Source organism: Brevundimonas sp. LM2, assembly GCF_002002865.1.
Lineage (GTDB): Bacteria > Pseudomonadota > Alphaproteobacteria > Caulobacterales > Caulobacteraceae > Brevundimonas.
The window spans coordinates 3,216,698-3,239,567 of the sequence record NZ_CP019508.1; the positions used below are offsets into that span (position 1 = coordinate 3,216,698).

Annotated in this window: 18 protein-coding genes; 7 read left to right on the forward strand and 11 right to left on the reverse strand. The window is 69.0% G+C overall.

Going from position 1 to position 22,870, the window contains the following annotated elements; genetic code table 11:
* Nucleotides 1-26: 26 nt before the first annotated feature.
* The 3 genes from BZG35_RS15925 to BZG35_RS15935 are packed head-to-tail and all read right to left on the reverse strand — an operon-like array spanning nt 27 to nt 2,866.
* Nucleotides 27-761 (reverse strand): pseudouridine synthase, encoded by a 735-nt coding sequence (locus BZG35_RS15925; protein ID WP_171981985.1) that lies wholly within the window; start codon nt 759-761, stop codon nt 27-29.
* Nucleotides 758-1,660 (reverse strand): class I SAM-dependent methyltransferase, encoded by a 903-nt coding sequence (locus BZG35_RS15930; RefSeq protein ID WP_077357142.1) that lies wholly within the window; start codon nt 1,658-1,660, stop codon nt 758-760. Before BZG35_RS15930 ends, BZG35_RS15925 begins: the two co-directional genes overlap by 4 nt.
* A gap of 30 nt (nt 1,661-1,690) precedes the next feature.
* On the reverse strand, nt 1,691-2,866 hold the full coding sequence (locus BZG35_RS15935; RefSeq protein WP_077357144.1) for an acetyl-CoA C-acetyltransferase: 1,176 nt from the start codon (nt 2,864-2,866) through the stop codon (nt 1,691-1,693).
* A gap of 177 nt (nt 2,867-3,043) precedes the next feature.
* Between BZG35_RS15935 and BZG35_RS15940 the strand changes: the two genes are divergently transcribed.
* The 3 genes from BZG35_RS15940 (at nt 3,044) to BZG35_RS15950 (ending at nt 4,841) form a co-directional block, all read left to right on the forward strand.
* Nucleotides 3,044-3,754, forward strand: a complete 711-nt coding sequence (locus tag BZG35_RS15940; protein ID WP_077357146.1) for a hemolysin III family protein — start codon at nt 3,044-3,046, stop codon at nt 3,752-3,754.
* 77 nt (nt 3,755-3,831) lie between these two features.
* Nucleotides 3,832-4,491: a polyhydroxyalkanoate synthesis repressor PhaR gene (gene phaR / locus BZG35_RS15945; protein ID WP_077357148.1), complete on the forward strand. Its 660-nt coding sequence runs from the start codon at nt 3,832-3,834 to the stop codon at nt 4,489-4,491.
* The gene (locus BZG35_RS15950; protein WP_077357150.1) at nt 4,488-4,841 is read left to right on the forward strand and encodes a hypothetical protein; all 354 of its coding nucleotides are present in this window, start codon (nt 4,488-4,490) and stop codon (nt 4,839-4,841) included. Before phaR ends, BZG35_RS15950 begins: the two co-directional genes overlap by 4 nt.
* A 134-nt stretch (nt 4,842-4,975) precedes the next feature.
* Here the strand turns inward: BZG35_RS15950 and BZG35_RS15955 are convergent, their stop codons facing one another.
* Both BZG35_RS15955 and BZG35_RS15960 read right to left on the reverse strand, forming a co-directional pair.
* Nucleotides 4,976-5,401 carry a hypothetical protein gene (locus BZG35_RS15955; RefSeq protein WP_077357152.1) on the reverse strand — a complete coding sequence of 142 codons (426 nt, stop codon included), beginning with the start codon at nt 5,399-5,401 and terminating at the stop codon, nt 4,976-4,978.
* A 96-nt stretch (nt 5,402-5,497) separates the two neighbouring features.
* The gene (locus BZG35_RS15960) at nt 5,498-6,229 is read right to left on the reverse strand and encodes a glycosyltransferase family 2 protein (RefSeq protein WP_077357154.1); all 732 of its coding nucleotides are present in this window, start codon (nt 6,227-6,229) and stop codon (nt 5,498-5,500) included.
* 118 nt (nt 6,230-6,347) lie between these two features.
* On the opposite strand from BZG35_RS15960, the gene BZG35_RS15965 reads away from it, so the two are divergent.
* Nucleotides 6,348-8,036 (forward strand): glycosyltransferase family 39 protein, encoded by a 1,689-nt coding sequence (locus BZG35_RS15965; RefSeq protein WP_077357156.1) that lies wholly within the window; start codon nt 6,348-6,350, stop codon nt 8,034-8,036.
* Nucleotides 8,033-8,950, forward strand: a complete 918-nt coding sequence (locus BZG35_RS15970; protein ID WP_077357158.1) for a hydroxymethylglutaryl-CoA lyase — start codon at nt 8,033-8,035, stop codon at nt 8,948-8,950. The genes BZG35_RS15965 and BZG35_RS15970 overlap by 4 nt, the downstream gene beginning before the upstream one ends.
* 95 nt (nt 8,951-9,045) lie before the next feature.
* On the opposite strand, the gene BZG35_RS15975 is transcribed toward BZG35_RS15970, so the two are convergent.
* Nucleotides 9,046-13,395, reverse strand: a complete 4,350-nt coding sequence (locus BZG35_RS15975) for an Ig-like domain-containing protein (RefSeq protein ID WP_077357160.1) — start codon at nt 13,393-13,395, stop codon at nt 9,046-9,048.
* A gap of 162 nt (nt 13,396-13,557) precedes the next feature.
* Here BZG35_RS15975 and BZG35_RS15980 point away from each other — a divergent pair, with 162 nt between their 5' ends.
* Nucleotides 13,558-14,640, forward strand: coding sequence for a hypothetical protein (locus BZG35_RS15980; protein ID WP_077357162.1), 1,083 nt, complete (start codon nt 13,558-13,560; stop codon nt 14,638-14,640).
* A 45-nt stretch (nt 14,641-14,685) separates the two neighbouring features.
* Here BZG35_RS15980 and putA read toward each other — a convergent pair whose 3' ends face one another.
* Nucleotides 14,686-17,829, reverse strand: a complete 3,144-nt coding sequence (putA, locus tag BZG35_RS15985) for a bifunctional proline dehydrogenase/L-glutamate gamma-semialdehyde dehydrogenase PutA (RefSeq protein ID WP_150126157.1) — start codon at nt 17,827-17,829, stop codon at nt 14,686-14,688.
* Nucleotides 17,830-17,948: 119 nt separating this feature from the next.
* On the opposite strand from putA, the gene BZG35_RS15990 reads away from it, so the two are divergent.
* Entirely contained in the window at nt 17,949-19,034 is a 1,086-nt protein-coding gene (locus BZG35_RS15990; protein ID WP_077357164.1) for a glycosyltransferase family 1 protein, read from the forward strand.
* Nucleotides 19,035-19,053: 19 nt separating this feature from the next.
* Here the strand turns inward: BZG35_RS15990 and BZG35_RS15995 are convergent, their stop codons facing one another.
* The 4 genes from BZG35_RS15995 to phnC are packed head-to-tail and all read right to left on the reverse strand — an operon-like array spanning nt 19,054 to nt 22,804.
* The gene (locus BZG35_RS15995) at nt 19,054-20,118 is read right to left on the reverse strand and encodes a substrate-binding domain-containing protein (protein WP_077357166.1); all 1,065 of its coding nucleotides are present in this window, start codon (nt 20,116-20,118) and stop codon (nt 19,054-19,056) included.
* A 33-nt stretch (nt 20,119-20,151) separates the two neighbouring features.
* On the reverse strand, nt 20,152-20,958 hold the full coding sequence (gene phnE, locus BZG35_RS16000) for a phosphonate ABC transporter, permease protein PhnE (RefSeq protein WP_077357168.1): 807 nt from the start codon (nt 20,956-20,958) through the stop codon (nt 20,152-20,154).
* The gene (gene phnD, locus BZG35_RS16005; protein WP_077357170.1) at nt 20,955-21,998 is read right to left on the reverse strand and encodes a phosphate/phosphite/phosphonate ABC transporter substrate-binding protein; all 1,044 of its coding nucleotides are present in this window, start codon (nt 21,996-21,998) and stop codon (nt 20,955-20,957) included. The genes phnE and phnD overlap by 4 nt, the downstream gene beginning before the upstream one ends.
* Complete coding sequence (phnC, locus tag BZG35_RS16010; protein WP_077357172.1) at nt 21,995-22,804, reverse strand: phosphonate ABC transporter ATP-binding protein; 810 nt, start codon at nt 22,802-22,804, stop codon at nt 21,995-21,997. Before phnC ends, phnD begins: the two co-directional genes overlap by 4 nt.
* Nucleotides 22,805-22,870: the final 66 nt, after the last annotated feature.

Genomic DNA, 22,870 nt, shown 5'->3' on the forward strand with positions numbered 1-22,870 from the left:
TCTGCCGTCCGCCTGTCGAGTTGGCCTCAGGCGAAGATGGCCGCCGTCTCGGCCTCGGTCGCCAGCCGCCAGGCCCCCCGAGCAAGGTCGTCGGGAAGGGCCAGCCCCCCGACCCGTTCGCGGTCCAGGGTCTCGACGTGGTTGCCGACGGCGGCGAACATCCGGCGGACCATGTGGTAGCGACCCTCGGTCACGGTCAGACGGGCCTCGGTCGGCGACAGGACTTCGAGCACGGCCGGGGCCAGGGGCTTGTCCTCGCCTTCCAGCACCAGGCCGCCGGCGGCGAACAGGTCGCCCTCGGTGCCGGCCAGGGGGCGGGCCAGGGTGGCGCGATAGACCTTGGCCACATGGCGCTTGGGGCTGATGACCCGGTGCAGCAGGTCGCCGTCGTCGGTCAGCAGCAGTAGGCCCGAGGTCTGTTTGTCCAGCCGGCCGATGGTCGATATGGCCGGGTCGCGGCGACGCCAGCGCTCGGGCAGGACGTCATAGACCAGGTCGCCGTCCTCCTTGTGCGAACAGGTCATGCCCAGCGGCTTGTTCAGGATCAGCAGCAGACCGGCGGGGGGATCGAGCGGCCGCCCGTCCACCTGCATCCGCGTCGGCAGGTCCGGGGTCACCGGGATCCGCTTCGACACGTCGGACAGATCGACCCCGTCCAACACGATGCCCCCGACCTTGGCCAGCCGGGCGATCTCGGTGCGCGAGCCATAGCCCATCGAACCCAGCAGCTTGTCCACGCGGCTGGTGGGGGTCTTGCTCACTTCACCGCCTCGAACAGCTTGTAGCCACCGCCGTCGGTGATCGGGGTGACCCGCTTGAACGCCGCCTTCAGCTCGGCCTCATAGGGCAGGTGCCGGTTGGCGACGAGCCACAGGGTGCCGCCCTTCTTCAGCATCTCGGCCCCCTTCTTGATGAAGGCCTGGCCGAGGCGTCGGTCCTCCGCCCCGCCGTCGTGGAAGGGCGGGTTGCAGACGATGAAGTCGAGATCGCCCGCGGCCTCCAGCAGACGGACATCGGCCCAGTCGAAACTGGCGCGCGGATCCTCGACATTCTTGCGGGCCGCCTCGACCGCCCGGCGGTCCAGGTCGATCAGGCGCAGGGCGGTGACGGCCGGGCTGCGCAGCACCACCGTCGCCAGGGCCCCGTAGCCGCAGCCGAGGTCGGCCCCTATCCCCTTCAGCGGCGGCATGTGGGCGGCCAGCTGGGCCGAGCCGGCGTCGATCCGGTCCCAGGCGAAGACACCGGGCTGGGACCAGGCCTCCAGTCCCTCCACCTGCTGCAGCGCCCCGGCGGCGATGGCGGCGTCGATGCCGACGAGGGTCTCGGGCCTGACCACCACGCAGCGACGGTGATGGGCCTTGGCGCTTTCGCCGACCTCCAGCCCGAAGGCCTCGAGCTCCTTCTTCAACCGCGATCCGCCCTTGTCCTTGGCCGCCATCACGTCGAGGCGACCGCCGACCTTCAGCGTCCTCAGGGTCTGGGCCAGGGTGTAGCGCCGCTCCAGCACGCCGGGTGGCGCATAGACCATGGCGGTCTCGACCGCGCCGTCGGCCAGGCTTTCCAGCGCGGTGGAGCCGGGGATCAGGGGCGAGGTCTGGGTGGCATCGCCGGGCGGATCGAAGACCAGGGGCGGGCGGCCGTAGAGGAGCGTTGTCGTCATCGGCGGTGTCTTAGACGCTAAAGCCCGCGATCACACCCGTTCGACGCACATGGCCACCCCCATGCCGCCGCCGATGCACAGGGTCGCCAGGCCCCGGGCGCCGCCCGACCGCTTCAGTTCATGCAGCAGGGTGGTCAGGATACGGGCGCCGGAGGCCCCGATCGGATGGCCGATGGCGATGGCCCCGCCGTTGACGTTGACCTTGTCCGGATCGAGGCCAAGTTCGCGCAGCACGCACAGGCTCTGGGCCGCGAAGGCCTCGTTGGATTCGACCCGGTCCAGATCGGCGACGGTCCAGCCGGCCTTCTCCAGCGCCTTTCTGGAGGCCGGGATCGGACCCGTGCCCATGACCGCCGGATCGACGCCGGCGGTGGCCCAGGACCGGATCGTGGCCAGGGGTTCCAGCCCCCTCGCCTTCGCGTCCTCGGCCGACATCAGCACCAGGGCCGCCGCGCCGTCATTGAGGCCGGAGGCATTGGCGGCCGTGACCGTACCGTCCTTGGTGAAGGCGGGACGCAGCTTCTCCATCGACTCCAGCGTCGCGCCGTGGCGGATGTATTCGTCCTGGTCGACCGTGACCTCCCCCTTGCGACCGGCGATCACGACCGGGACGATCTCGTCGGCGAATCGGCCGGCGGTCTGGGCCGCCTCGGCCTTGTGCTGGCTGGCCAGGGCGAAGGCGTCCTGATCGGCGCGGCTGATCTGGAACCGCTCGGCGATGTTCTCGGCCGTCTGCCCCATGTGGTAGCCGTTGAAGGCGTCCCACAACCCGTCCTTGATCATGGTGTCGGTGAAAGCGAGGTCGCCCATCTTCTGGCCGGCGCGCAGGTTCTGCGCGTGGGGTGCCTGGCTCATGCTCTCCTGCCCGCCCGCGACGATGATCTTCGCGTCACCCAGGGCGATCTGCTGATAGCCGAGCGCCACCGCCCGCAGGCCCGAGCCGCAGATCTGGTTCAGGCTCCAGGCCGGGGTCTCCTTGGGGATGCCGGCCCCCATCGCGGCCTGGCGGGCCGGGCCCTGACCGGCGGCGGCCTGAAGCACATGGCCCAGGATGACCTCGTCCACCTCGGCCGGATCGACCCCGGCCCGCTCCAGCGCCGCCCGAATGGCGATTTCCCCCAGTTTCGAGGCCGGCAGGGACGACAGGCCGCCCAGGAAGGATCCGACCGGGGTGCGGGCGGCGGAGACGATGACGACGTCGGTCATGCGGCGAGGCTTTCTGACAGAGGGTCCGGCCGCCGCGGGAATGGCGACCGGGAATTCGTGGCGTTTCTGCCGCATCGCGCGGCTTTCGTCACCCTACCCTTCCGCGTTCAGGCGAAAGTCATCCGGGATGCCCATGCTAGAGGGAACGACAGACGGAATTGCCGAGTTTGTGGGACCATGCTCGAGATCCTGAAGCACCATGCCCGCCGCATCTGCACGCCCGATCAGATCGATCTGGAAGAGCATTACGAGACGCGCGCCGAACACACGGCGGATCTGGTCGTCCATGTCGTCGGCCTGACGCTGGCGGCGGTCGGCGGCCTGGTGCTGGCGGTGCTGTCTGCCCTCTATGGCGGGGTGGGGGCGGTCACGGCGACCGGCATCTATGCCCTGTGCCTGATCGCCATGCTCACGGCCTCGACCGTCTACAACCTGACCCGTCCGTGCCGGGCGCGCCCCGTGCTGCGCCGACTGGACGAGGCGGCGATCTTTCTGATGATCGCCGGCAGCTATACCCCCTTCACCACCCAGCGGTTCGAGGGCGGCTGGGCCGTCGGATTCACCCTGGCGGTCTGGATCATCGCCTTCGGGGGCGTGGCGGCCAAGCTGGTCGCGCCGCGGATTTCGGACGCCTTCTGGAGCGCCGTGTATGCCGTGTTCGGCTGGCTGGCGGTCCTGGCGCTGAAGCCGATGATCGAAACCGTCAGCCCCCTTGCCCTGGGTCTGCTGGTGCTGGGCGGGCTGATCTATACGTCCGGCGTGCTGATCTTCATTTCGCCCAAGGTGAAGTACCGCCGGGCGATCTGGCATGGGTTCGTGGTGGCCGGGGCCGGCGTTCACTGGGCGGCGGTGCTGGTCGGCGTCGTTCTGGCCCCCAGTCTGACCTGACGTCGAACCGTCATATCAACACTGGCGCCGGCCTTCGCACTGCGGGATAACGGGGTGTAACAGCGAGGACGCAAACCGTGGCGGACAGCAATACCCCAGGCGGCAAGACCAAGGACAGCGGCAGGAACGGCGAGCCTGTCGTCATCAAGAAATACGCCAACCGGCGGCTCTACAACACCTCCACTTCCGCCTATGTCACGCTGGAGGACCTGGCCGTCATGGTGCGCGAGGGCGTCGACTTCGTGGTCTTCGACGCCAAGACGAACGAAGAACTGACCCGGCAGATTCTGACCCAGATCATCTTCGAGGAGGAAAGCCGCGGCCAGGCCCTGCTGCCGGTCCAGTTCCTGCGCCAGCTGATCGGCTTCTACGGCGGTCAGATGGAGGGTGTCCTGCCCAGCTATCTGGAAATGTCGCTGGAAAACTTCTCGCGGCAGCAGGAGCAGTTCCGCGACCAGATGACCAAGGCTTTTGGCACGCCGCCCGCCGGCGGCTTGATGGGCGGCACCCTGATGGAGGCGGCGGTCAAGCAGAACATGGCCATGTTCGAGAACGCCATGAAGATGTTCCCGGCCTTCTCCTACGCCCGTCCGGCCGGAGAGCCCGCCCCCGCCCCCGCCATGGCACCGGATGCGCCCGCCTCCGACCCCCTGGAGGAGATGCGCAGACAGATGGACGCGATGCAGGCCCAGATCGCCAGGCTGGCCGCCGCCCCAGCCGATCAGGACAAGCCGTGACCGACGGCGTCCGGCCGATCCCTCCCGTCGGCGAACGCGATCGACGCGCCGCCCAGCGCCGCGACGCCGCGGAACGACGGGTCGCCTCGGCCAGCCGCGCCCTGGTGGTGGCGACCCTTCCGGTCGTCGACAGCATGCCGGACCCGGCAAGCCCTGCCGATCCGATCGCCCCCGCTGATCTGGCCGCCGCCTTTTCCGCCCAGCTGATGGGCCAGAAGGGTCAGCGCCGGGGCCTGAAGGCCGGCCCCCCGCTGATGAACTCGGCCCGCGCCAGCTATCTGGGCAATGAATATTCCGGCGAGAACGACCGCCGTCCGCCGTCGGGCCTGGTCAAGAAGACCGATATCTGAGGCGCGGGGCCCGACTGGCCCGACCCTTGCAGTCCGCCGGCCAACTGTCGCCTCTCGGACCGTGCCATGACCTTCTCGCTCGCCGCCCGCGCCTTCGACGTGATCGTCGTCTCGCTGCTCTTCACCGCCCTGATCTAGTGCCCGCCGCCGAAGTCGAGGTCCTTGCGGGCCGAGATGATGGTGACGATGAAGCCGGCCAGCACGTCCAGCATCACCATGGTGATGATCAGGAAAAAGGTCGAGGTGGCGAAGCCGCGGACCAGCAGGAACTCCACCAGGCAGACGACGAACACCACCATCGACAGGGCGTGGTTGACGATGGCGACCTTCTGGCTGGAGGTCGACTTCAGCAGTTCGAAGAACAGCAGGATCAGCGACAGAAACAGGATCATGTCACCGATGCCGATGTTCCAGCTGGCCCCTGAGGTCATGGGGATCGAGAACAGCGACTGGCGTAGGGTGTCGTCCGCCGCCGCCAGGCCGCCGCCGCCGGCCCCGAAAACCACGACGATGTTGTACAGGATGACGGGGATGACCAGCAGAGGCAGGGCGATCAGCATGGGTCGGTCCTTCGCGCTTCGACAGCCGAGCTTGTTAAGGACGTTTACCCCGGATCGCACGGCACGGCTACGCCCGAACCGGCCTCGGTGGCCCGCCTAGACCTCGGTCACGGTCCCGGGACGGCGGGAGCGTGATTTCAGCCACATCACGCCCAGCAGGTCGGTGACCGAGGCGCGCAGCCGCCCCCAGTTGGTGTATTTCGACTGGCCCGTCTCGCGGTGGCGATGGCTGATCGGCAGGTAGCGGTTCTCGTACCCCTCGCGGATCATCAAGGCCGGCAGGTAGCGGTGGACGTGATCGAAATAGGGCAGCCGCAGGAAGGCCTCGCGGCGGAAGGCCTTGAGCCCGCAGCCGGTGTCGTCGGCGTCGTCGCCCAGCAGCCGTTTGCGGATGCGGTTGGCCCAGCGTGAGGCCCACAGCTTGGCCTCCGAGTCCTGCCGCTTCTGACGCACTCCGCCGACCAGGGCGACCAACGGCGGGGCGGCGATCAGGGCGTCGGCCAGGGCCGGGGCGTCGGCGGGCGGGTTCTGACCGTCGCCGTCGAGGGTGACGATGATCGCGCCCCGCGCGGCCAGCACCCCGGTGCGGACCGCCCGGCTCTGGCCCGCATTGCTCTGATGCGCCAGCACGCGAAGGGTCGGCAGTTCCGCGCCCAGGGCCTTCAGTTCGGCCAGGGTCGCGTCACGGCTGGCGTCGTCGACGAAGATCATCTCGTACGACCGCCCGGCGAACGCGCGGGCGATCTCGCGCGCCAGGGGGCCGGCGGCCCCGGCCTCGTTGTGGACCGGGACGACGACGGAGATTTCGGGGGTCGCGACGTTGCTCATCGGTGCTGTCTAGCCGCAAATCGCCCGTTTGCACCATGTCCTGCCGTCGGGGGATCGCGAAGCGTCGTACGCCGCTTGCTCTATGACGCCCCGTCGATCTTCGTGTTAGCAAGTCCGGATGACCCGACCCGACCTCGACCGTTACCTCGCCGGCTGGCGCGGCCCGCTGCTGGCGGCGCTGCTGGCGATGATCGCGGGGCTGCCGTCGCTGCTGCTGCTGCCCCCGCTGGACCGGGACGAGAGCCGCTATGCCCAGGCCACCTCGCAGATGCTGGAAAGCGGCGACTATGTCGACATCCGCTTCCAGGACGAGCCGCGCTGGAAGAAGCCGGTCGGCATCTACTGGATGCAGGCGGCGGCCGTCGCCCTGACCTCCTCGGTCGAGAGCCGGGACATCGCCCCGTACCGCCTGCCCTCGCTGCTGGGAGCCATGCTGGCGGCCTGGACCTGCGCCTGGATGGGGTCGGCGCTGTTCGGGGCGCGGGCGGGCTTCCTGGCCGGTGCCATCCTGGGGACCAGCTTCCTGCTGTCGTCCGAGGCGGGCATCGCCAAGACCGACGCCATGCTGTGCGGGTCGGTGACCCTGGCCATGGCGGGCCTGGCGCGGCTGTACATGGCGTCGAAGGTGGGGCCCCTGATCAAGGGCGATCCGACGCAGAGACCCTACAAGCTGATGCTGTGGCTGGGGCTGGGGCTGTCGATCCTGATCAAGGGGCCGATCGGCCTGCTGGTCGTCGTGCCGGCGGTCATCGCCCTGTCGCTGTGGGACCGGCGCTGGGCCTGGCTGAAGCGGCTGGGCTGGGGCTGGGGCATTCCGCTGGTGGCGCTGATCGTCGGCCCCTGGGCCATCGCCGTGACCATCGCCACCGACGGCGGCTTCTGGCGCGAGGCCCTGGTCGGCGACATGGCGTCCAAGGTCGTCAGCGGCCAGGAGAGCCACGGGGCCTGGCCCGGCTACTATCTGCTGCTGTCGCCCCTGCTGCTGTTCCCGGCCACCCTGCTGCTGCCCGCCGCCCTGTCGACGGCCTGGAGTCGACGGAGCGAGCCGGCGATCCGGTTCCTGGTCTGCTGGCTGGTGCCGGCCTGGCTGATCTTCGAGGCCACCCCGACCAAGCTGTTCCACTATACGCTGCCGACGTTCGGGGCGATCGCCTTGCTGATGGCCGCCGCCCTGACTCGGCCGATCGGCCTGGCCTCGCGCTGGTCCGGGGCCGCCCTGGCGGTGGTCGCGGCGGTGCTGGTCAGCGGCATCACCGTCTATGGCCTGACCGCTTTCGGCACGACCACGGCGCAGACCTGGGCCAATATCACCATCGTCTGCGCGGGGATGGCGGCCCTGATCGGCGGCTTCCTGCTGCTCAACCGCGCGGCGGTGACGGGGCTGGTGATCGCCATCGCCTTCGGCGTCCTAGCGCATGCTGGCCTGGCCGGCACGATCCGGCAGCTGCGTCCCCTGGCCATCGCGCCGCGGCTGGAGGCGGCGCTGCAGAAACACGGGCTGGAGCCGGCCCAGGGACTGGTGCCCGGGCCGGTCGCCATCACCACCTTCCACGAGCCGAGCTTCGTCTTCCTGGTCGGGCGCGACACCCAGTTGACCGACGCCACCGGGGCCGCGCGGGCCCTGGCCGAGGGCCGGCCCGCCATCGTCGAGGCCCGGGACGCCGACGCCTTTCGCGCCGCCACGGCGACGACCGGAGTGCCCGGCCGCGCGGTCGAGGTGGTGACGGGCCACAACTATTCGACCGGCGACGACGTCCGCCTGACCGTCTATGCCCCGCCGGGCACCGTCCCGGAGCCCCGGTCTTGAGCCCGCGTCCGATCCAGATCGTCGAGGTCGGCCCCCGCGACGGATTGCAGAACGAGGCGGCGATCCTGGACCCCGCCGTCCGGGCCGACCTGGTCCTGAGGCTGGAGGCGGCCGGGGCGCGGCGGATCGAGGCGGTCAGCTTCGTCCATCCCGGCCGGGTGCCGCAGATGGCCGGGGCGGAGGCGGTGATGGCGGCCCTGCCACCGTCGCCAGACCATCGCCGCATCGGCCTGGTGCTGAACGCCAAGGGCTATGACCGGGCCCTGGGCACCGGGGTCGACGAGGTCAACGTCTCCCTGTCGGTGACCGAGGGGTTCGGGCTGAAGAACCAGGGGCTGGGCGTGCGCGACCAGGTCGCCATGCTGGCCGACATCCTGGCCCGGCGGCACAATTCGGACGGGGCCGACACCCCCGTCCCGGCCCTGTCGGCGACCCTGTCCTGTGTGTGGGGCTGTCCGTTCGACGGCGAGGTCTCGGTGAGCCAGGTGGCGGACCGGGTCGGCGAACTCGCCGCCCTGGGGGTCGCCGAGATCGGCCTCGCCGACACCATTGGCGTCGGCGACCCGTGGAGCGTGAGCCGCAAGATCGAGGCGGCACGGGCCACGGCCCCGGACGCGACCCTGCGCCTGCATTTCCACGACACGCGCAACACCGGCCTGGCCAATGCCCATGCCGCGATCGAGGCCGGGATCGATGTGCTGGACGCCTCGGTCGGCGGCATCGGCGGCTGTCCCTTCGCCCCCGGGGCCACGGGAAATGTGGCGACCGAGGACCTGGTCTATATGCTGGAGCGGGCCGGCTATGCGACCGGTTACGACCTGGACGCCCTGATCCGGACCGCGCGATGGATCGGCGAGACGATCGGTCGCCCGGTGCCGAGCGCGCTCAGCCGGGCGGGGGGCTGGGCGGGCTGATCCGCCCCAGACCTCCGCAGCGTTGAAGCCGTCGAGCGAGCGAGGCGAGGTGGTGGCCTCCCGGCTCCCGGGGGATCGCACGTTCCCTGCAGCGCCTAGATCAAAAGCCAATCATTGACCGTCGCGAGGTGAGCGCCGGCGATGGATAGGGTTCCGTCGGCCCAGCCGTCGCCGTTGTCATCCAGGCTGACGATCGTATTGCCCATGGTATCGAGGCTGACGACAATCTCGCCCGCGTTCCGCGTGAACGCATCGACCAAGGAAAAGGTCTGAACGCCCGCCACGGTGCGGTTGGCGTCGATGGCAGACAGGTCGACCTGGTCCCCGGCTTCAAGGTCCATGATCCAGTCGCCGTCCCCCTTGGCCGTTTCCCACACGGTACGGAACACGAAGGTGTCCGCGCCGGTGCCGCCGACCAGCACATCCGCCCCGTTGCCCCCTTCGAGACGGTCGGCGCCGTCGCCTCCCTCCAGGGTGTCACGCCCCCCGCGGCCGAACAGGCGGTTCGCGCCGGTGTTGCCGACAAGGCTGTTGTCGAGCGCATTCCCGAAGCCGGAGGAGTCGCCGGCCCACAGGAGGACGAGGTTCTCCAGGTCATCCCCGAGCGCATAGGTCTGATAGCTCTGGACGGTGTCGATGCCTTCGCCGGCCCCTTCGACGATTTGATCCTGAGGCATGTCGATCACATAGGTATCGTCGCCCGTGCCGCCCTCCAGCCGGTCCACTCCCGCGCCGCCGTTGAGGACGTCGTTTCCGCCGCCGCCCATCAGGGTATTGGCAGCGGCGTTGCCGCGTAGCATGTCGGCGTAGTCCGACCCCGTGACACCCTCGATCGCGCGCAGTGTGTCGAACCCGCCGCCGCCGGTGTCCTGGCGCTGATCCAGCCACAGATCGACCGTAACGCCCGAGCTCGCCCCGGCGTAGCTGGCGGTATCGATCCCGCTGCCGCCTAGCAGGACGTCATCCCCCGGGCCGCCGTTCAAGGTGTCGTCGCCGCCCCCGCCGTTGATCGTGTCGTTCCCGGCTCCGCCCTCGAGGAGGTCCCTGCCGTTGTAGCCGAACAGACTGTTGGCTCCGGTGTTGCCGCGGATCCTGTTGTCCAGCGCATTGCCGTAGCCGAAGGAGTCGCCGCCCCACAGGAGGGTCAGGTTTTCAAGGTTCTCGCCCAGCGTATAGGTCTGATAGCTTTCAACCGTATCGATGCCCTCACCGGCCCCTTCAACAATCTGGTCCTGGGGCGTGTCGATCACATAGGTGTCGTCACCGGTGCCGCCCTCTAGCCGATCCACCCCCGCGCCGCCGTCCAGCACGTCGTTTCCGCCCCCGCCGATCAGGGTATTGGTGCCGGCATTGCCGCGCAGGGTGTCGGCGTGGTCGGACCCGATGACGCCCTCGATGGCACGCAGGGTGTCGAACCCGCCGCCGCCGGTATCCTGGCGCTGATCCAGCCACAGATCGACCGTGACGCCCGCAGTCGCCCCGGCATAGCTGGCGGCGTCGAAGCCGGTACCACCCGACAGGATGTCGTCCCCTGGGCCGCCGTTCAGGGTGTCGTCGCCGGCGTCGCCGTCGAGGGTGTCATCGCCGGCGGTGCCGTTCAGAATGTCGTCCCCGGTGGTGCCGCCCCCTGGTGCCGTCACAGCGATCGACGCCGTGGCCTGGGCCAGAACCTGGCCGTCGAACACGCTGTAGATGAAGGTATCGGTTCCGACGAAGCCGGCGTTCGGAGTGTAGGTGAAGCTGCCCGAGTCGTTCAGGACGAGGGTGCCGGAGGCCGGGCCGGTGACCAGCGTGACGTTCAGCGGATCGCCGTCCGGATCGGAGTCGTTGGCCCGCACGTCACCGGATACGGCCTCGCCGGGCAGGGTCACGAAGGCGTCGTTGACCGCGATCGGCGCGGTGTTGTCGTCATTGAGGACTACCGTCTGGGCGAAGGGCGAGGCGACCATCACGTCGGTCGGCGCGACGATCGTCAGCCGGATGGCTTCGTCGTCCTCGACCGTCAGATCGCCGGCGAGGTTCAGCGTCAGGGTCCTGGACGTCTCACCGTCGGCGAAGATGATCGCGCCGCTGAGGGCGGTCGAGTCCTGGAAGTCCGCCGCGTCGATGCCCGTCCCCGCGAAGGCGTAGGTGACCGTCGTCTCTCCCGCCGTGTCGCCCAGTCGATAGACGGTAAAGTTTAGGCCCTGGGTGCCCGAGCCGCCCTCGGTGACCTGCGCCACGCCCGCCGTTACCCCAATGATCTCACCTAGCGTCGGCGCGTTCTCCGTGACGAGGGTTACCTGCGGTACGGCGACCACGGCACCGGCGCCGGCGGCGAACTGGTCGTCGCCGGTCAGGGCGAAGTCGAGAATGGCCGCCTCGCGCAGCAGGGGGTCGGTGATACCGGCCGCGTCGGCCGCCGCCTCGCCCGCCGCCCGGAGGTCCGCCGGAAGGTCCGCCAGCGTCAGCTGGACGCCAGGGAAGCTGGTATCGGTGAAGTCCTCGGTGTTCTGGCCGGCCGCATAATCGAACTGCGAGGCGTTGTCCTGGCCGGAATCAGAGCGGGTCACCCGCCAGCTATCGGCAAAAGCGCCGTACAGGGTGTCGAAATCAAGCGGTTGGGCCAAAAGCGTGCCGTCGCGCAGCGCGAAGTCGTCGCTGCGGGTGCCGTCCCCGTCGCCGTCGCCCAGAAGACCCCGGACCTGTCCGAGATGGGCGGTGGTCAGGAAGACACCGGTGTTCACGAAGCCGTCGAAGACCGCCACGTGGAGCTGGTCGCCACCCGGGAAAACCACGACGATTTGGCTGCCGTCGAAGAACAGGTCGTCCTGGCCGTCGCCGCTCAGGTCCAGCGGCGCGCCGAGCAACGACACCGCCACGCCGTCGATTCTGACGAGGTCCGAGCCGTTGACGTCGATCACGATCCGCTGTCCGTAGATCTCGGTCGCCACGCCGGTCGTGACGCTGACGAGGTCGGAGCCCTCCGCAGGTTCGAAACGGACCTGCACCTGGAACGGATCGGTCGCGCCCGGCACGGTCTCGATCAGAATGAACTCGCCGTGCGCCTGAAAATCGTATCCGAGGCCGTCGAGCGTGATGAGGTGGGGGTCGCCGAACGCGCCTGCCGACAGTCCGGGCGGGATCACCGGCGGGAAGCCGTCGTCGTTGAAGATGCGGCCGGTGGCGTCGGGGGTGGAGATGATCGTGGTCGGGTCGCCGCCCGTGAAGCCGGTGATCTGGACAGTGAACGTCTCGTGCGGTTCGACGATCCGGTCTGCCGTCGTCTGCACCACGATTGCGACCGACGACGCTCCGGCCGGGATCACGGCCGTGCGGATCTGGAACGCGCCACCCACGATGTCAGCGGCGTCGGCCAGCACGTCGCCATTGCCCGCGCCCGGGGCCCGGACGACATAGGTCACCGTCATGGCCTGAGACAGATCGCCCGTGCGGCTCAGGGTGAAGGCGAAATTGCTGAGACCGACGTGGCCCTCCACCATGGTCTGGTAGGTGGGGGATATCCGTAGATAGCCCTGAACATCGTCGTTGTAGATTCGTCCGTTCGCCGTGCCCTGGCCGAGGCTCACGCCCGCGGTTCCGGTCGTCCGGGCATCCGACAGACGCAGGACGAAGTTTTCGTCCCGTTCGACGGCGCGATCCCCCGCCACCCGAACCGTGATGGTCTCGGTCGTTTCGCCCGGACTGAAGGTCACCGTGCCACCGGGCAGCACGCCGCCGATGAAGTCCGCGCCATCGGCGGGATTGACCAGACCCAGTCCGTCCACGTCCCAGTCCACCGTCAGCGTCGCGGTCATGTCGCCGGACCGACTGATCGTGAAGGTGAAGTCGGTGGTCCCCAGATTGCCCTCGGCGAGCGAGATCGGGACAGTCACGCCGCTGGTTAGAGAAACAAAGTTGGGCGTCGGCGTTGGTGTCGGAGGTGTCCCGGTCGTGTCCAGCATAAGGCGTGCGAACTGCGTGCCGGAAAAGCCGCCGAAATACTCTTCAGTCCCGCCCAAACCGATGTCGCGCAGGGAACCACCAAGCGAAAAGACGCCGCCCAGGTTCGCGTTTATCTGGGCCAATGCGGCAGCATTCAGCTCGATTTCGACTAAGCGTCCGCCATCGGTTCTCCTGACAATGAGGCTGCCAAACAGGGTGCCATCGGCCAAATCCGCGAAACCATCGAGGCCGGCGGTCCCAGCGATCAGGCTCGCGGCGCCTGTTCGGTCCACGGAGAACAGTCGGAGAACTTCAAAATCATCAAAGGTGGCGATCGTTTCGGCATTGACCACGAACCGTGCCGACCGAACTGTTTCGGCAAGGCCGGTCAAATCAAAAACGAAGAAGCTTCGGTATTCGCCAGCCCCGAACTCTCCGGTCACGTAGTTTGTGTTACCAGAGCCGTGGATGGACCCGGCGTACCAACCTTGATCTTGGGCCGTGACATTGACGGTCGGCATGATCGGTCTTCCTTATACGGGCCAGCCGGCGGGGCAGGCTATGTGGGGAGGTTGGCGGCGTTAACCACCGCGCCCGCACGGATGCCATCGCCGCTTCCGACGCACATCGTTCATTTGAACGAGGCGGAAAAACAATGTTATTTCCACCCTCGTGGGGACGCGATGGACCGTTTGAAAGCGATGACGGAGGCCGCGCTGGAGGCGACGGTCGATGACGAGGCGCACCGCCTGTTAGCAGGGCGGCTCAGCCTCTGTTTCGATGCCGTGACGAGCTGGACCCTAAATCACGCCGCCGACGGGACCGTGACCATCGGGTCGGCCTTCCAGATGGCCGAGCATATCGCTCCGTATGAGGAATATTACCACAAACACGACCTGTGGCGTCAACGCAGCGTCCTGGCCCCGCTGGATGTGGCGATCAACTGCGAACGCCTGGTCAGCCAGGCCGAGATGGCGGACAGCGAGCTGTACAACGACTTCATCAGGCCCAGCGGAAAGAACGTCTTTCATTGCCTGGGCGTGATGCTGACCACGCCGCACGGCCGCGAACTGACCGGGATCGGCATCCAGCGGGTGCGGTCCCAACCGGCGTTCGAAGAGGCGGACGAGCGCCTGTTGCAGGCCGCCCAGCCTTATCTGTCGCGCATGGTCAGGGCGCGCTGGCGGATGACGCTGCTGGGCGAAAAGCTGGCCGTGGCCGAAAGCGTGAGCGCGAGTTCGCCGGATGCGGTGCTGATCGTGGACAGGCTGGCGACCGTCGTCTGGCGCAATCCTGCGGCGCAGACCGAGGCGGGCATGCCCTTCAGCCGCGAGGCGACCGGTCGCCTCAGGCTGAAGGGTGCCGAAGACGATCGGGCGCTGCGTGAGGCCGTGGCGGCCGCGACGTCACGGTTCCCGGTCGGAACATCCCGGGCGATCCTGGGTCCGGACGGCACGGTCGGTTGGCGCATCGCGATCGATCCCTTCCGTGGGGGCGGTGGGCGACCATTGGCAATCCTACGCATTCGCGACGTTCAAGGCCACGCGGCGCGCCAGGCCGGCGCGGCCGCGACCGCGTTCGGGCTGACGTCGGCGGAGCGGGCCCTCGCCCTGGCGCTGTTGCGCGGCATGACCCTGGAGGCGCATGCCCACGCCCGGGGAGTCAGGATGACAACGGCCCGGGCGCATCTGCGCGCGCTGCTGGCCAAGTCGGCGACCGGCCGCCAGGCCGAGTTCGTCGCGGTGGCGGCCACGCTCCCGAGCTGATCGGCACGCGCGGAAGGCGCGCCGACCCTCAGGTCGGCGCCTTGGTCACAGGTTCAGCAGCGCCGGGTCCCCGCCCTGGGCCGAGATGTTATTGCTGATCGCCTTTTCCGACGCATAGCGGATCAGGCTGTTCGGCCCGCCCGCCTTGGGCCCCGTGCCGGACAGGCCCTCGCCGCCGAACGGTTGCACCCCGACCACCGCGCCGGTGACGCCGCGGTTGATGTAGACGTTGCCGGCGGGGACCAGGGAGACGACCTCCTCGGCGAAGGCCTCGATACGGCTGTGGACGCCCAGGGTCAGGCCATAGCCGCGCGCCGCAAGCTTGCCGGCGACGGACTTCAGGTCGGCGGGGTCGTAGCGGTAGATGTGGAGGATGGGGCCGAAGACCTCGCGCTCCAGATAGTCCGGGGTCGGGATCTCGGCGATCGTCGGGGCGAACAGGTCGCCGCGCTCGGCCCCCGTGGGCATGGCGGCGCGGGCCAGGATCCTGGCGTCCCGGGTCAGGCGGCCGATGTGGGCCTCCAGCGCCTGTCGGCTCTCGGTGTCGATGACGGGGCCGATGTCCGTGGACGGATCGGCGGGGTCGCCCACGACCTGGGCCGCCAAGGCGCCCTTCAGCCCCTCGATCACGCTGTCGGCCGAGTCGCGGGGCACATAGAGGATGCGCAGGGCCGAGCAGCGCTGGCCGGCGCTGCCGAAGGCGGAGCCGATGACGTCGTCGATGACCTGTTCGCGCAGGGCCGTGGTGTCGACGAACATGCCGTTCAGCCCGCCGGTCTCGGCGATGAAGGGCAGGATGGGGCCGGGGCGGGCGGCGATGGCGCGGTTGATGGCGGCGGCCGTGTCGGTGCCGCCGGTGAAGGCGACGCCGTCGATGCCGGGGTGGCTGACCAAGGCCGCGCCCACGGTCTCGCCCCGACCGGGCACGAGGGCCAGCAGGTCGGCGTCCAATCCGGCCGCGTGGAACAGACGCACGGCCTCGGCGGCGATCAGGGGCGTCTGTTCCGCCGGCTTGGCCAGGACGGCGTTGCCGGCCGCGAGGGCCGCGGCGATCTGGCCGGTGAAGATGGCCAGGGGGAAGTTCCACGGGCTGATGCAGGCGAAGACGCCGCGTCCGTGCAGGACCAGCCGGTTGGTCTCGCCCACCGGCCCGGCCAGGCTCACGGGACCGCCGAAATCCTTCTCGGCCAGCATGGCGTAGTAGCGGCAGAAGTCGGCGGCCTCGCGCACCTCGGCCACGCCGTCGTTCAGCGTCTTGCCCGCCTCGCGGCACAGCAGGGCGACGAGACGGTCCATGTCGGCCTCCAGCGCGTCGGCCATGGCGCGCAGGACCGGGGCGCGGCGCGATCCACCGGCGCGATCCCAGGCGACTTGCGCCCGCTGCGCCCGGTCGACGGCGTGGTCGACGTCTTCGGTCGTGGCCTCCGAAACCCGACCGATGACCTGGGTCCGGTCCCAGGGGTTGGTGACGTCGCGGGGGTTTTCCCCGGCGGCCAGACCACCCTCGATCAGGGGGCCGGACAGGAAGCGTTCGGCATCGACCCGGGACAGGGCGGCGGCGTGGCGCTCGCGGTCGGCCTTCTGGGAATAGTCGCGGCCGAGCGAGTTCTGGCGGTCCATATACATGTCCTTGGGGGGCGGGATCCTGGCGTGACGGTCGGGTGCCAGCTCGACCACGGCGATGGGGTCGGCGGCGACGGCGGAAGCGGGCACCCGCTCGTCCAGCAGGGCATGGACGAAGGAGGAGTTGGCGCCGTTCTCCAGCAGGCGGCGGACCAGATAGGGCAGCAGGTCCTCATGCCCGCCGACGGGGGCGTAGGCGCGGACGATCATGGGCCCGAAGGTTTCGGCGGCGGCCTCGTACAGGGCCTCGCCCATGCCGTGCAGGCGCTGGAACTCGATCTTGACGCCCGCATCCTTCGCCATGCGGTGCACGGCGGCCAGGGAGTGGGCGTTGTGGGTGGCGAACTGCGAATAGAGGTGCGGGGCCGCGTCGATCATGGCGCGGGCGCAGACGAGGTAGTTCAGGTCGGTCGCGGCCTTGGTGGTGAAGACCGGGTAGTCGGTGCGACCCATGACCTGGGCGCGCTTGATCTCGGTGTCCCAATAGGCCCCCTTGACCAGTCGGACCATCAGGCGACGGCCGCTGGCACGGGCCAGGTCGGCGACGCGGGCGATGACCTCGGGCCCGCGCTTCTGATAGGCCTGGACCGCGAGGCCGAGGCCGGTCCAGTCGCCCAGCGACGGCTCGTGCGCCAGCCGGTCCAGCAGCTTCAGCGACAGGGCCAGGCGGTCGGCCTCTTCCGCGTCCATGGTGAAGTTGATGTCGGCGGCGGCGGCGATCCGGGCCAGGCGCAGCACGCGGGGATAGAGTTCGGTCCAGACCCGATCCTCGTGCGTGGCCTCATAGCGAGGCGACAGGGCCGACAGTTTGACCGAGACGCCGTGGCCGACCTCGGGCCCCTGCCCCTTGGCCGTCTTGCCGACGGCCGTGATGGCATCGGCGTAGATCTTTTCGTAGCGTTCGGCGTCGGCGGCGGTGCGGGCCCCCTCGCCCAGCATGTCGAAGCTGCACAGCCAGCCTTCCTTGTTCGACCGCTTCAGCGCCGCCTCGATCGTGCGGCCGACCACGAACTGCTCGCCCATGATGCGGACGGCGGCGGCCACGGCCTGGCGGATGACTGGTTCGCCTAGACGGCCGGCGACGCGGGTGAGGAAGCCCGGCAGGTCGCGCTTGGCCTGTTCGTCGGCATCCACCAGCCGACCGGTCAGCATCAGGCCCCAGGTCGAGGCGTTGACGAACAGGCTGTCGGACTGGCCCAAGTGGCTGGCCCAGTCGGCCGAACCGATCTTCTCGGCGATCAGCCGGTCGCGCGTGTCCTCGTCCGGCGTGCGCAGCAGGGCCTCGGCCAGGCACATCAGGGCCAGGCCCTCGCGGGTGCCCAGGCTGAACTCCTGCAGGAAGCTTTCGACGACGCCCTGTTTCTTCTGGCTCAGGCGGGCGTGTTCGACCAGGGCGACGGCGTCGGCCACGACGGCGGCGCGGGTGGGGCCGTCCAGGGTGGCAGCGGCCAGGAGGCCGGCGAGGCGGGTCGGTTCATCGGCGAACTTGCCGTGATCGAGCGTATCCCAGTCCTGCGACAGGGCGGGTCGCAGTCCGGCGACGGGGGGCATCACATGGGCGTTCATGGCGGCCACATAGACCCTTCCGCGCCCGAACGGGAGGGGGTCAGGACATCTCGCCTTCCGCGCGGCAAGCCGCTAGAGGTTTGCGCCTTGCTTAACGATAAGAGCTGCCGCCCCGCCCCATGCGTATCGTTCTGGCCACTGACGCCTGGGAGCCCCAGGTCAACGGCGTCGTCCGCACCCTGACCCGCACCGTGGCTGAGTGCCGCGCCATGGGTCACGAGGTCGAGGTCATCGAGCCCAGCCAGTTCCGCACCATCCCGGCTCCCACCTATCCGGAAATCCGCCTGGCCCTGGGTGCCGAAGAAGAGATTCGCGAGCGGCTGCGGGCGATCGAGCCGGAGGCGGTCCACATCGCCACCGAAGGCCCGATCGGCATCGCCACGCGGCGCATCTGCGTCGAGTGGAAACTGCCCTTCACGACCAGCTATCATACGAAATTCCCGGAATATATCTCGGCGCGGTTCCCGGTCCCGGTGCAGGTCGGCTACGCCTATATGAAGTGGTTCCACAAGCCGTCGGGACGGCTGATGGTGGCCACGCCGACGCTGAAGGCCGAGCTGGAAGAACACGGGTTCAAGAACATCTCGCCCTGGACCCGGGGCGTCGACACCGAACAGTTCCGGCCCGATCTGGAGCGAATCTTCGACGGTCTGGGAGGCAAGGCCTGGCCGCGGCCGTTCTGGCTGAACGTCGGCCGGGTGGCGGTCGAGAAGAATATCGAAGCCTTCCTGGAGACCGACCTGCCAGGCACCAAGATCATCGTCGGCGACGGTCCGGCCCGGGCCGATCTGGAGGCCCGCTATCCGCAGGCCAAGTTCCTGGGGGCGCGGTTCGGCGAGGAGCTGGCGCGGTGTTTCCGCGACGCCGACGTCTTCGTCTTCCCCAGCTGGACCGACACCTTCGGCCTGGTGATCCTGGAGGCCATGGCCACGGGCACGCCGGTCGCGGCCTATCCGGCCCACGGGCCGATCGACCTGATCCCGGGATCGAACGCCGGGGCCATCGACGACGATCTGAAGGTCGCCTGTCTGAAGGCGCTGGAGTGCGACCGCACGGTGGTCCGGGCCTATGCCGAGACCTTCAGCTGGCGCGCCTCGGCCGAACAGTTCGTGGAGAACCTGGAGCCGTATCCGGAGCCGGAGCGCGGCCGGTTCTGGCGGCGTCTACGACGCATTGCCCGCGTGCGCAGGCGCGCGGCGGCCTGATCGGGCCGGGAACCGAGCCCTATTCGGGACGGGTCATCACGGTCAGGTTCGTCGCCACTGAACGCTGCGCCATCCGTTCATCCGTGGGCAGGGGCACCATGCCCCGGTCCTGCAGATAGCCGCCCCGGCCGGTCGCGGCCTCCGAGGTGAACTCGACCAGGAACTCCTGAAGCCCCGGGATCACGCCGATGTGGGCCTTCTTGACGTAGATGAACATGGAGCGGGAGATCGGATACTCACCCGAGGCGATGGTCTCCAGCGTCGGCGAGACGCCGTTGACGAGCGCCGGCTTCACCTGGCCGATGTTCTCCTCGAGGAAGGAATAGCCGAACACGCCGACCGAACCCGGGGTGCGGGTGAGGGTCTGAACGATGGCGTTGTCGTTCTCGCCCGAGTCGACCCAGGCCCCGTCCTCGCGCAGCGTATGGGCGATGGCCTCGAACCGGTCTTCATCGCTCTCGGCCAGGGCAGCGACCTGGGGAACGGCCTCGGCGGCGGGCGTCATGGCCAGCTCGACCCAGGAATCGCGGGTGCCCGAGGTCGGCGGCGGGCCATAGACCTGGATCCGCGCGGGCGGCAGGCCGGCCCGCACCTGGTCCCAGGTGCGGTGCGGGTTCGGAATGAAGGTGCCGTTGGGGCCGGGCACCTCCTTGGCGAGGGCCAGATACAGGTCGCTGCCCTGCAGCACGAAGTCCGCCCCGGTGCGGGACGTGGCCACGACCAGGCCGTCATAGCCGATCTTGATCTCGATGATGTCGGTGACGCCGTTGCTGGCGCAGAGGTCGAACTCCGACCCCTTCATGCGGCGCGATGCGTTGGCGATGTCCGGCGTGGAGGGCCCGACGCCCTGACAGAAGGCCTGGATCCCCCCGCCGGTGCCCAGGGACTCGACGCGGGGCGGGGACCCGTTCGGATTGTTGCGTCCGAAATTCTCGGCCACGCGCGTCGAAAATGGAAAGACCGTGGACGAGCCGGCGGCCCAGATGCCCGTCCGCTGTTGGCCGCCCTGGCCGCAGGCGGCGACGATCAACGCCATCGTGGCGGTTCCGGCGACGAACAGTCGGCGATGCAGGGTGGACGACATGAAGGAGCTTTCGAAAAGGCGATTCTGCGACGCTTAAAGCAGACGTTTGCGCATGGCCTGTGACAGCATGTCGATCAGGGTCACGGCGACCACCACCACGATGACGATGGCCGACACGTCGCGATAGCCGAAACCGTTCATCCGGTCGAACAGCACCTGACCGATGCCACCGGCCCCGATCAGGCCCAGGACGGTGGCCGAACGGCTGTTGGACTCGAAGCGATAGAGGGCGAAGGAGGTCCACAGGGGCGCGACCTGGGGGATGATGCCCCAGACGATCTCGTGCAGGCCCAGGGCCCCGGTGGCGCGCACGCCTTCGACCGGCCCCTTGTCGATCGACTCGACGGCCTCGGAAAACAGCTTGGCTAGGACACCGGAGGTGTTCAGGGCGATGGCCAGCACGCCCGGCAGCGGCCCCAGGCCAACGGCCACGACGAACAGCAGGCCGATCACCAGGTCGGGAATGGAGCGCAGCAGGTTCATCAGCAGGCGGATCGGCGTGACCACCCAGGCCGGAGACACGTTGCGCGCGGCGGCCAGACCCATCGGCACCGCCGCGAAGACGGCCAGGAAGGTGCCCCACAGGGCGATCTGGACCGTCTCCCACATCTTCTCGACGAACAGCCGCCAGTCGCTGAAGTCGGGGTCCAGGAGCTGGGCCGCGAAGACCTGGGTGTTGGCGGAATTGCTGAACAGATTGCTCAGGTTCTCCAGATCGACGTCGCCGATGCTGTAGATCAGGACGGCCGCGACGCCGCCCCAGACCAGCAGATCGAGCACCCAGGCTCCGAACGATTTCGTCGGGGCCGCCGGGATGGTGTCGAGCGCGCCCGCGCTCAAGGCTGGACCTCGCGCAGCGACCGCAGGCGCTGCAGCTCGGCCTCGGCCGCGGCGACGCCGGCCGCGTCGCCCTCGGCGCGCGCCTCCGACAGCTGCTGGTCGGCGACCATCTCGCGGACCGGGTTCAGATAGCTGTTATCGGCCGCGCGGAACTGGGAATACTCCAGTCCGGCCAGGACCTGGCGCTGGCGGTCGGCCTCGGCCCCCTCGCCCTGGCCATAGGTCAGGAAGAAGCTGCGGACCTTCTCCTTGATGGCGGGATCCAGGTCCGAACGCAGGACGATGCCCGACTCCGGGATGGGCGGGGACTGCCAGATCTCCTGGATCTGGGCCGCGATCTGCGGGTTCTCGCGCAGCAGGAAGACGGTGTTGACGGTGTTGGAGGTGGCGACGTCGACCACGCCGGTGGCCACGGCGAAGGCATTGGCCTGATGGTTGGCCGAACGGACCGTCTTGAAGCACTGGGCCGGGTCGATCGGCGGCTGCTGGGCGTTGAACAGGAAGGCCATGGGCGCGAGCGTCCCAGAGGTCGACTGGGCGTCGCCGATGCCGAAGTCGAAGCGTTTTCCGCAGGCCAGGACCTGGTCCAGGGTGATGCCCGACCCCGCCTTGACGACCAGAGTCGATCGATAGCTGTCGGCGCCTTCGCGGTTGACCGTGCGGGCGATGACCTCGGCCTGAGCGCGGTCGATGGCCTCGACCGAGGGCTTGGCGGACAGCCAGGCGACCTGAACCTGCCCGCCCTTCATGGCCTCGACCAGGACGGTGTAGTTCGACCCGAAGAAGGGCTTCACCGGCACGCCGATGGCCTTGGACATGTCGTCCAGCAGCGGCTGCCACAGCGGACCGGCCGAGGCCTGGCTCTCGGCCGAGAGGATGGCGAAATCGATCTCGGTCGGGGCACCGCCGGTCTTGGCGTCGTCGCCGTTGCCGCAGGCGGACAGGGCCAGGGTGGCGGCGGCGATGGCGGCTCCCACGGCGAAGCGGCGGGTGCGGCCGGCGAAGGTTGGGCGACCGGCGGGCGCGTGCAGACGGATCATGCCTTGGTTTCCCAGAATGCGTCCTCGAACTCGGGACCGTAGATGTCGATGAGGGTGGGGGTGTCGAGGCCGGTGGAGGGGCCGTCGTAGACGACCTGGCCGGCCTTCAGGGCGATGACCCGATCGCAATAGCGGATCGCATAGTCGACCTGGTGCAGGGTGACGATGACGCCCAGGCCGTCGCGCCGGTTCAGCTCGACCAGAAGCTCCATGACCTTGCGCGCCGAAACGGGATCCAGCGAGGCGACCGGCTCGTCGGCCAGGATGCCCTGCGCGCCCTGGACCAGGGCGCGGGCGATGGCGCCCCGCTGCTGCTGCCCGCCGGACAGGGTGTTGGCGCGCTGGGCCGCATAGTCGGAGACGCCGACGCGGTGCAGGGCCGCCATGGCCGTGGTCCTGTCGGCACTGGGCCAGGCCCCCAGCATGCCGCGCCAGGCCGGCAGCCGCCCGAGCGCGCCCAGCATGACGTTGGAGAACAGGCTGAGTCGGCCGACCAGATTGAACTGCTGAAAGATCATGCCCAGCTTCTGCCGCGCCGCGCGGACCGCGCCGGTGGTGCGGCCGTTCTTCTGCACGCAGACGCCGAAGACGTCGATCTGGCCGGACCCGGCGTCGATGGTCTGCAGACCGGTGATCGAGCGCAGAAGGGTGGACTTGCCCGACCCCGACGGACCGATCAGGGCGACCATCTCGCCGGCGTCGACGGAGACGCTGACGCCGTTCAGCGCCTTGCGGGCTCCGAAGGTCTTGGACACGTCGCGGACCAGAACAAGGCCGGGCGCAGGGCTGACGGCGGATGAAGTCATGAACTCGCTGACGGCGGCTGTGGAACAGGCGCCGAAGTCCGCTTGGGCGTCCGGCCAGTCTTAATG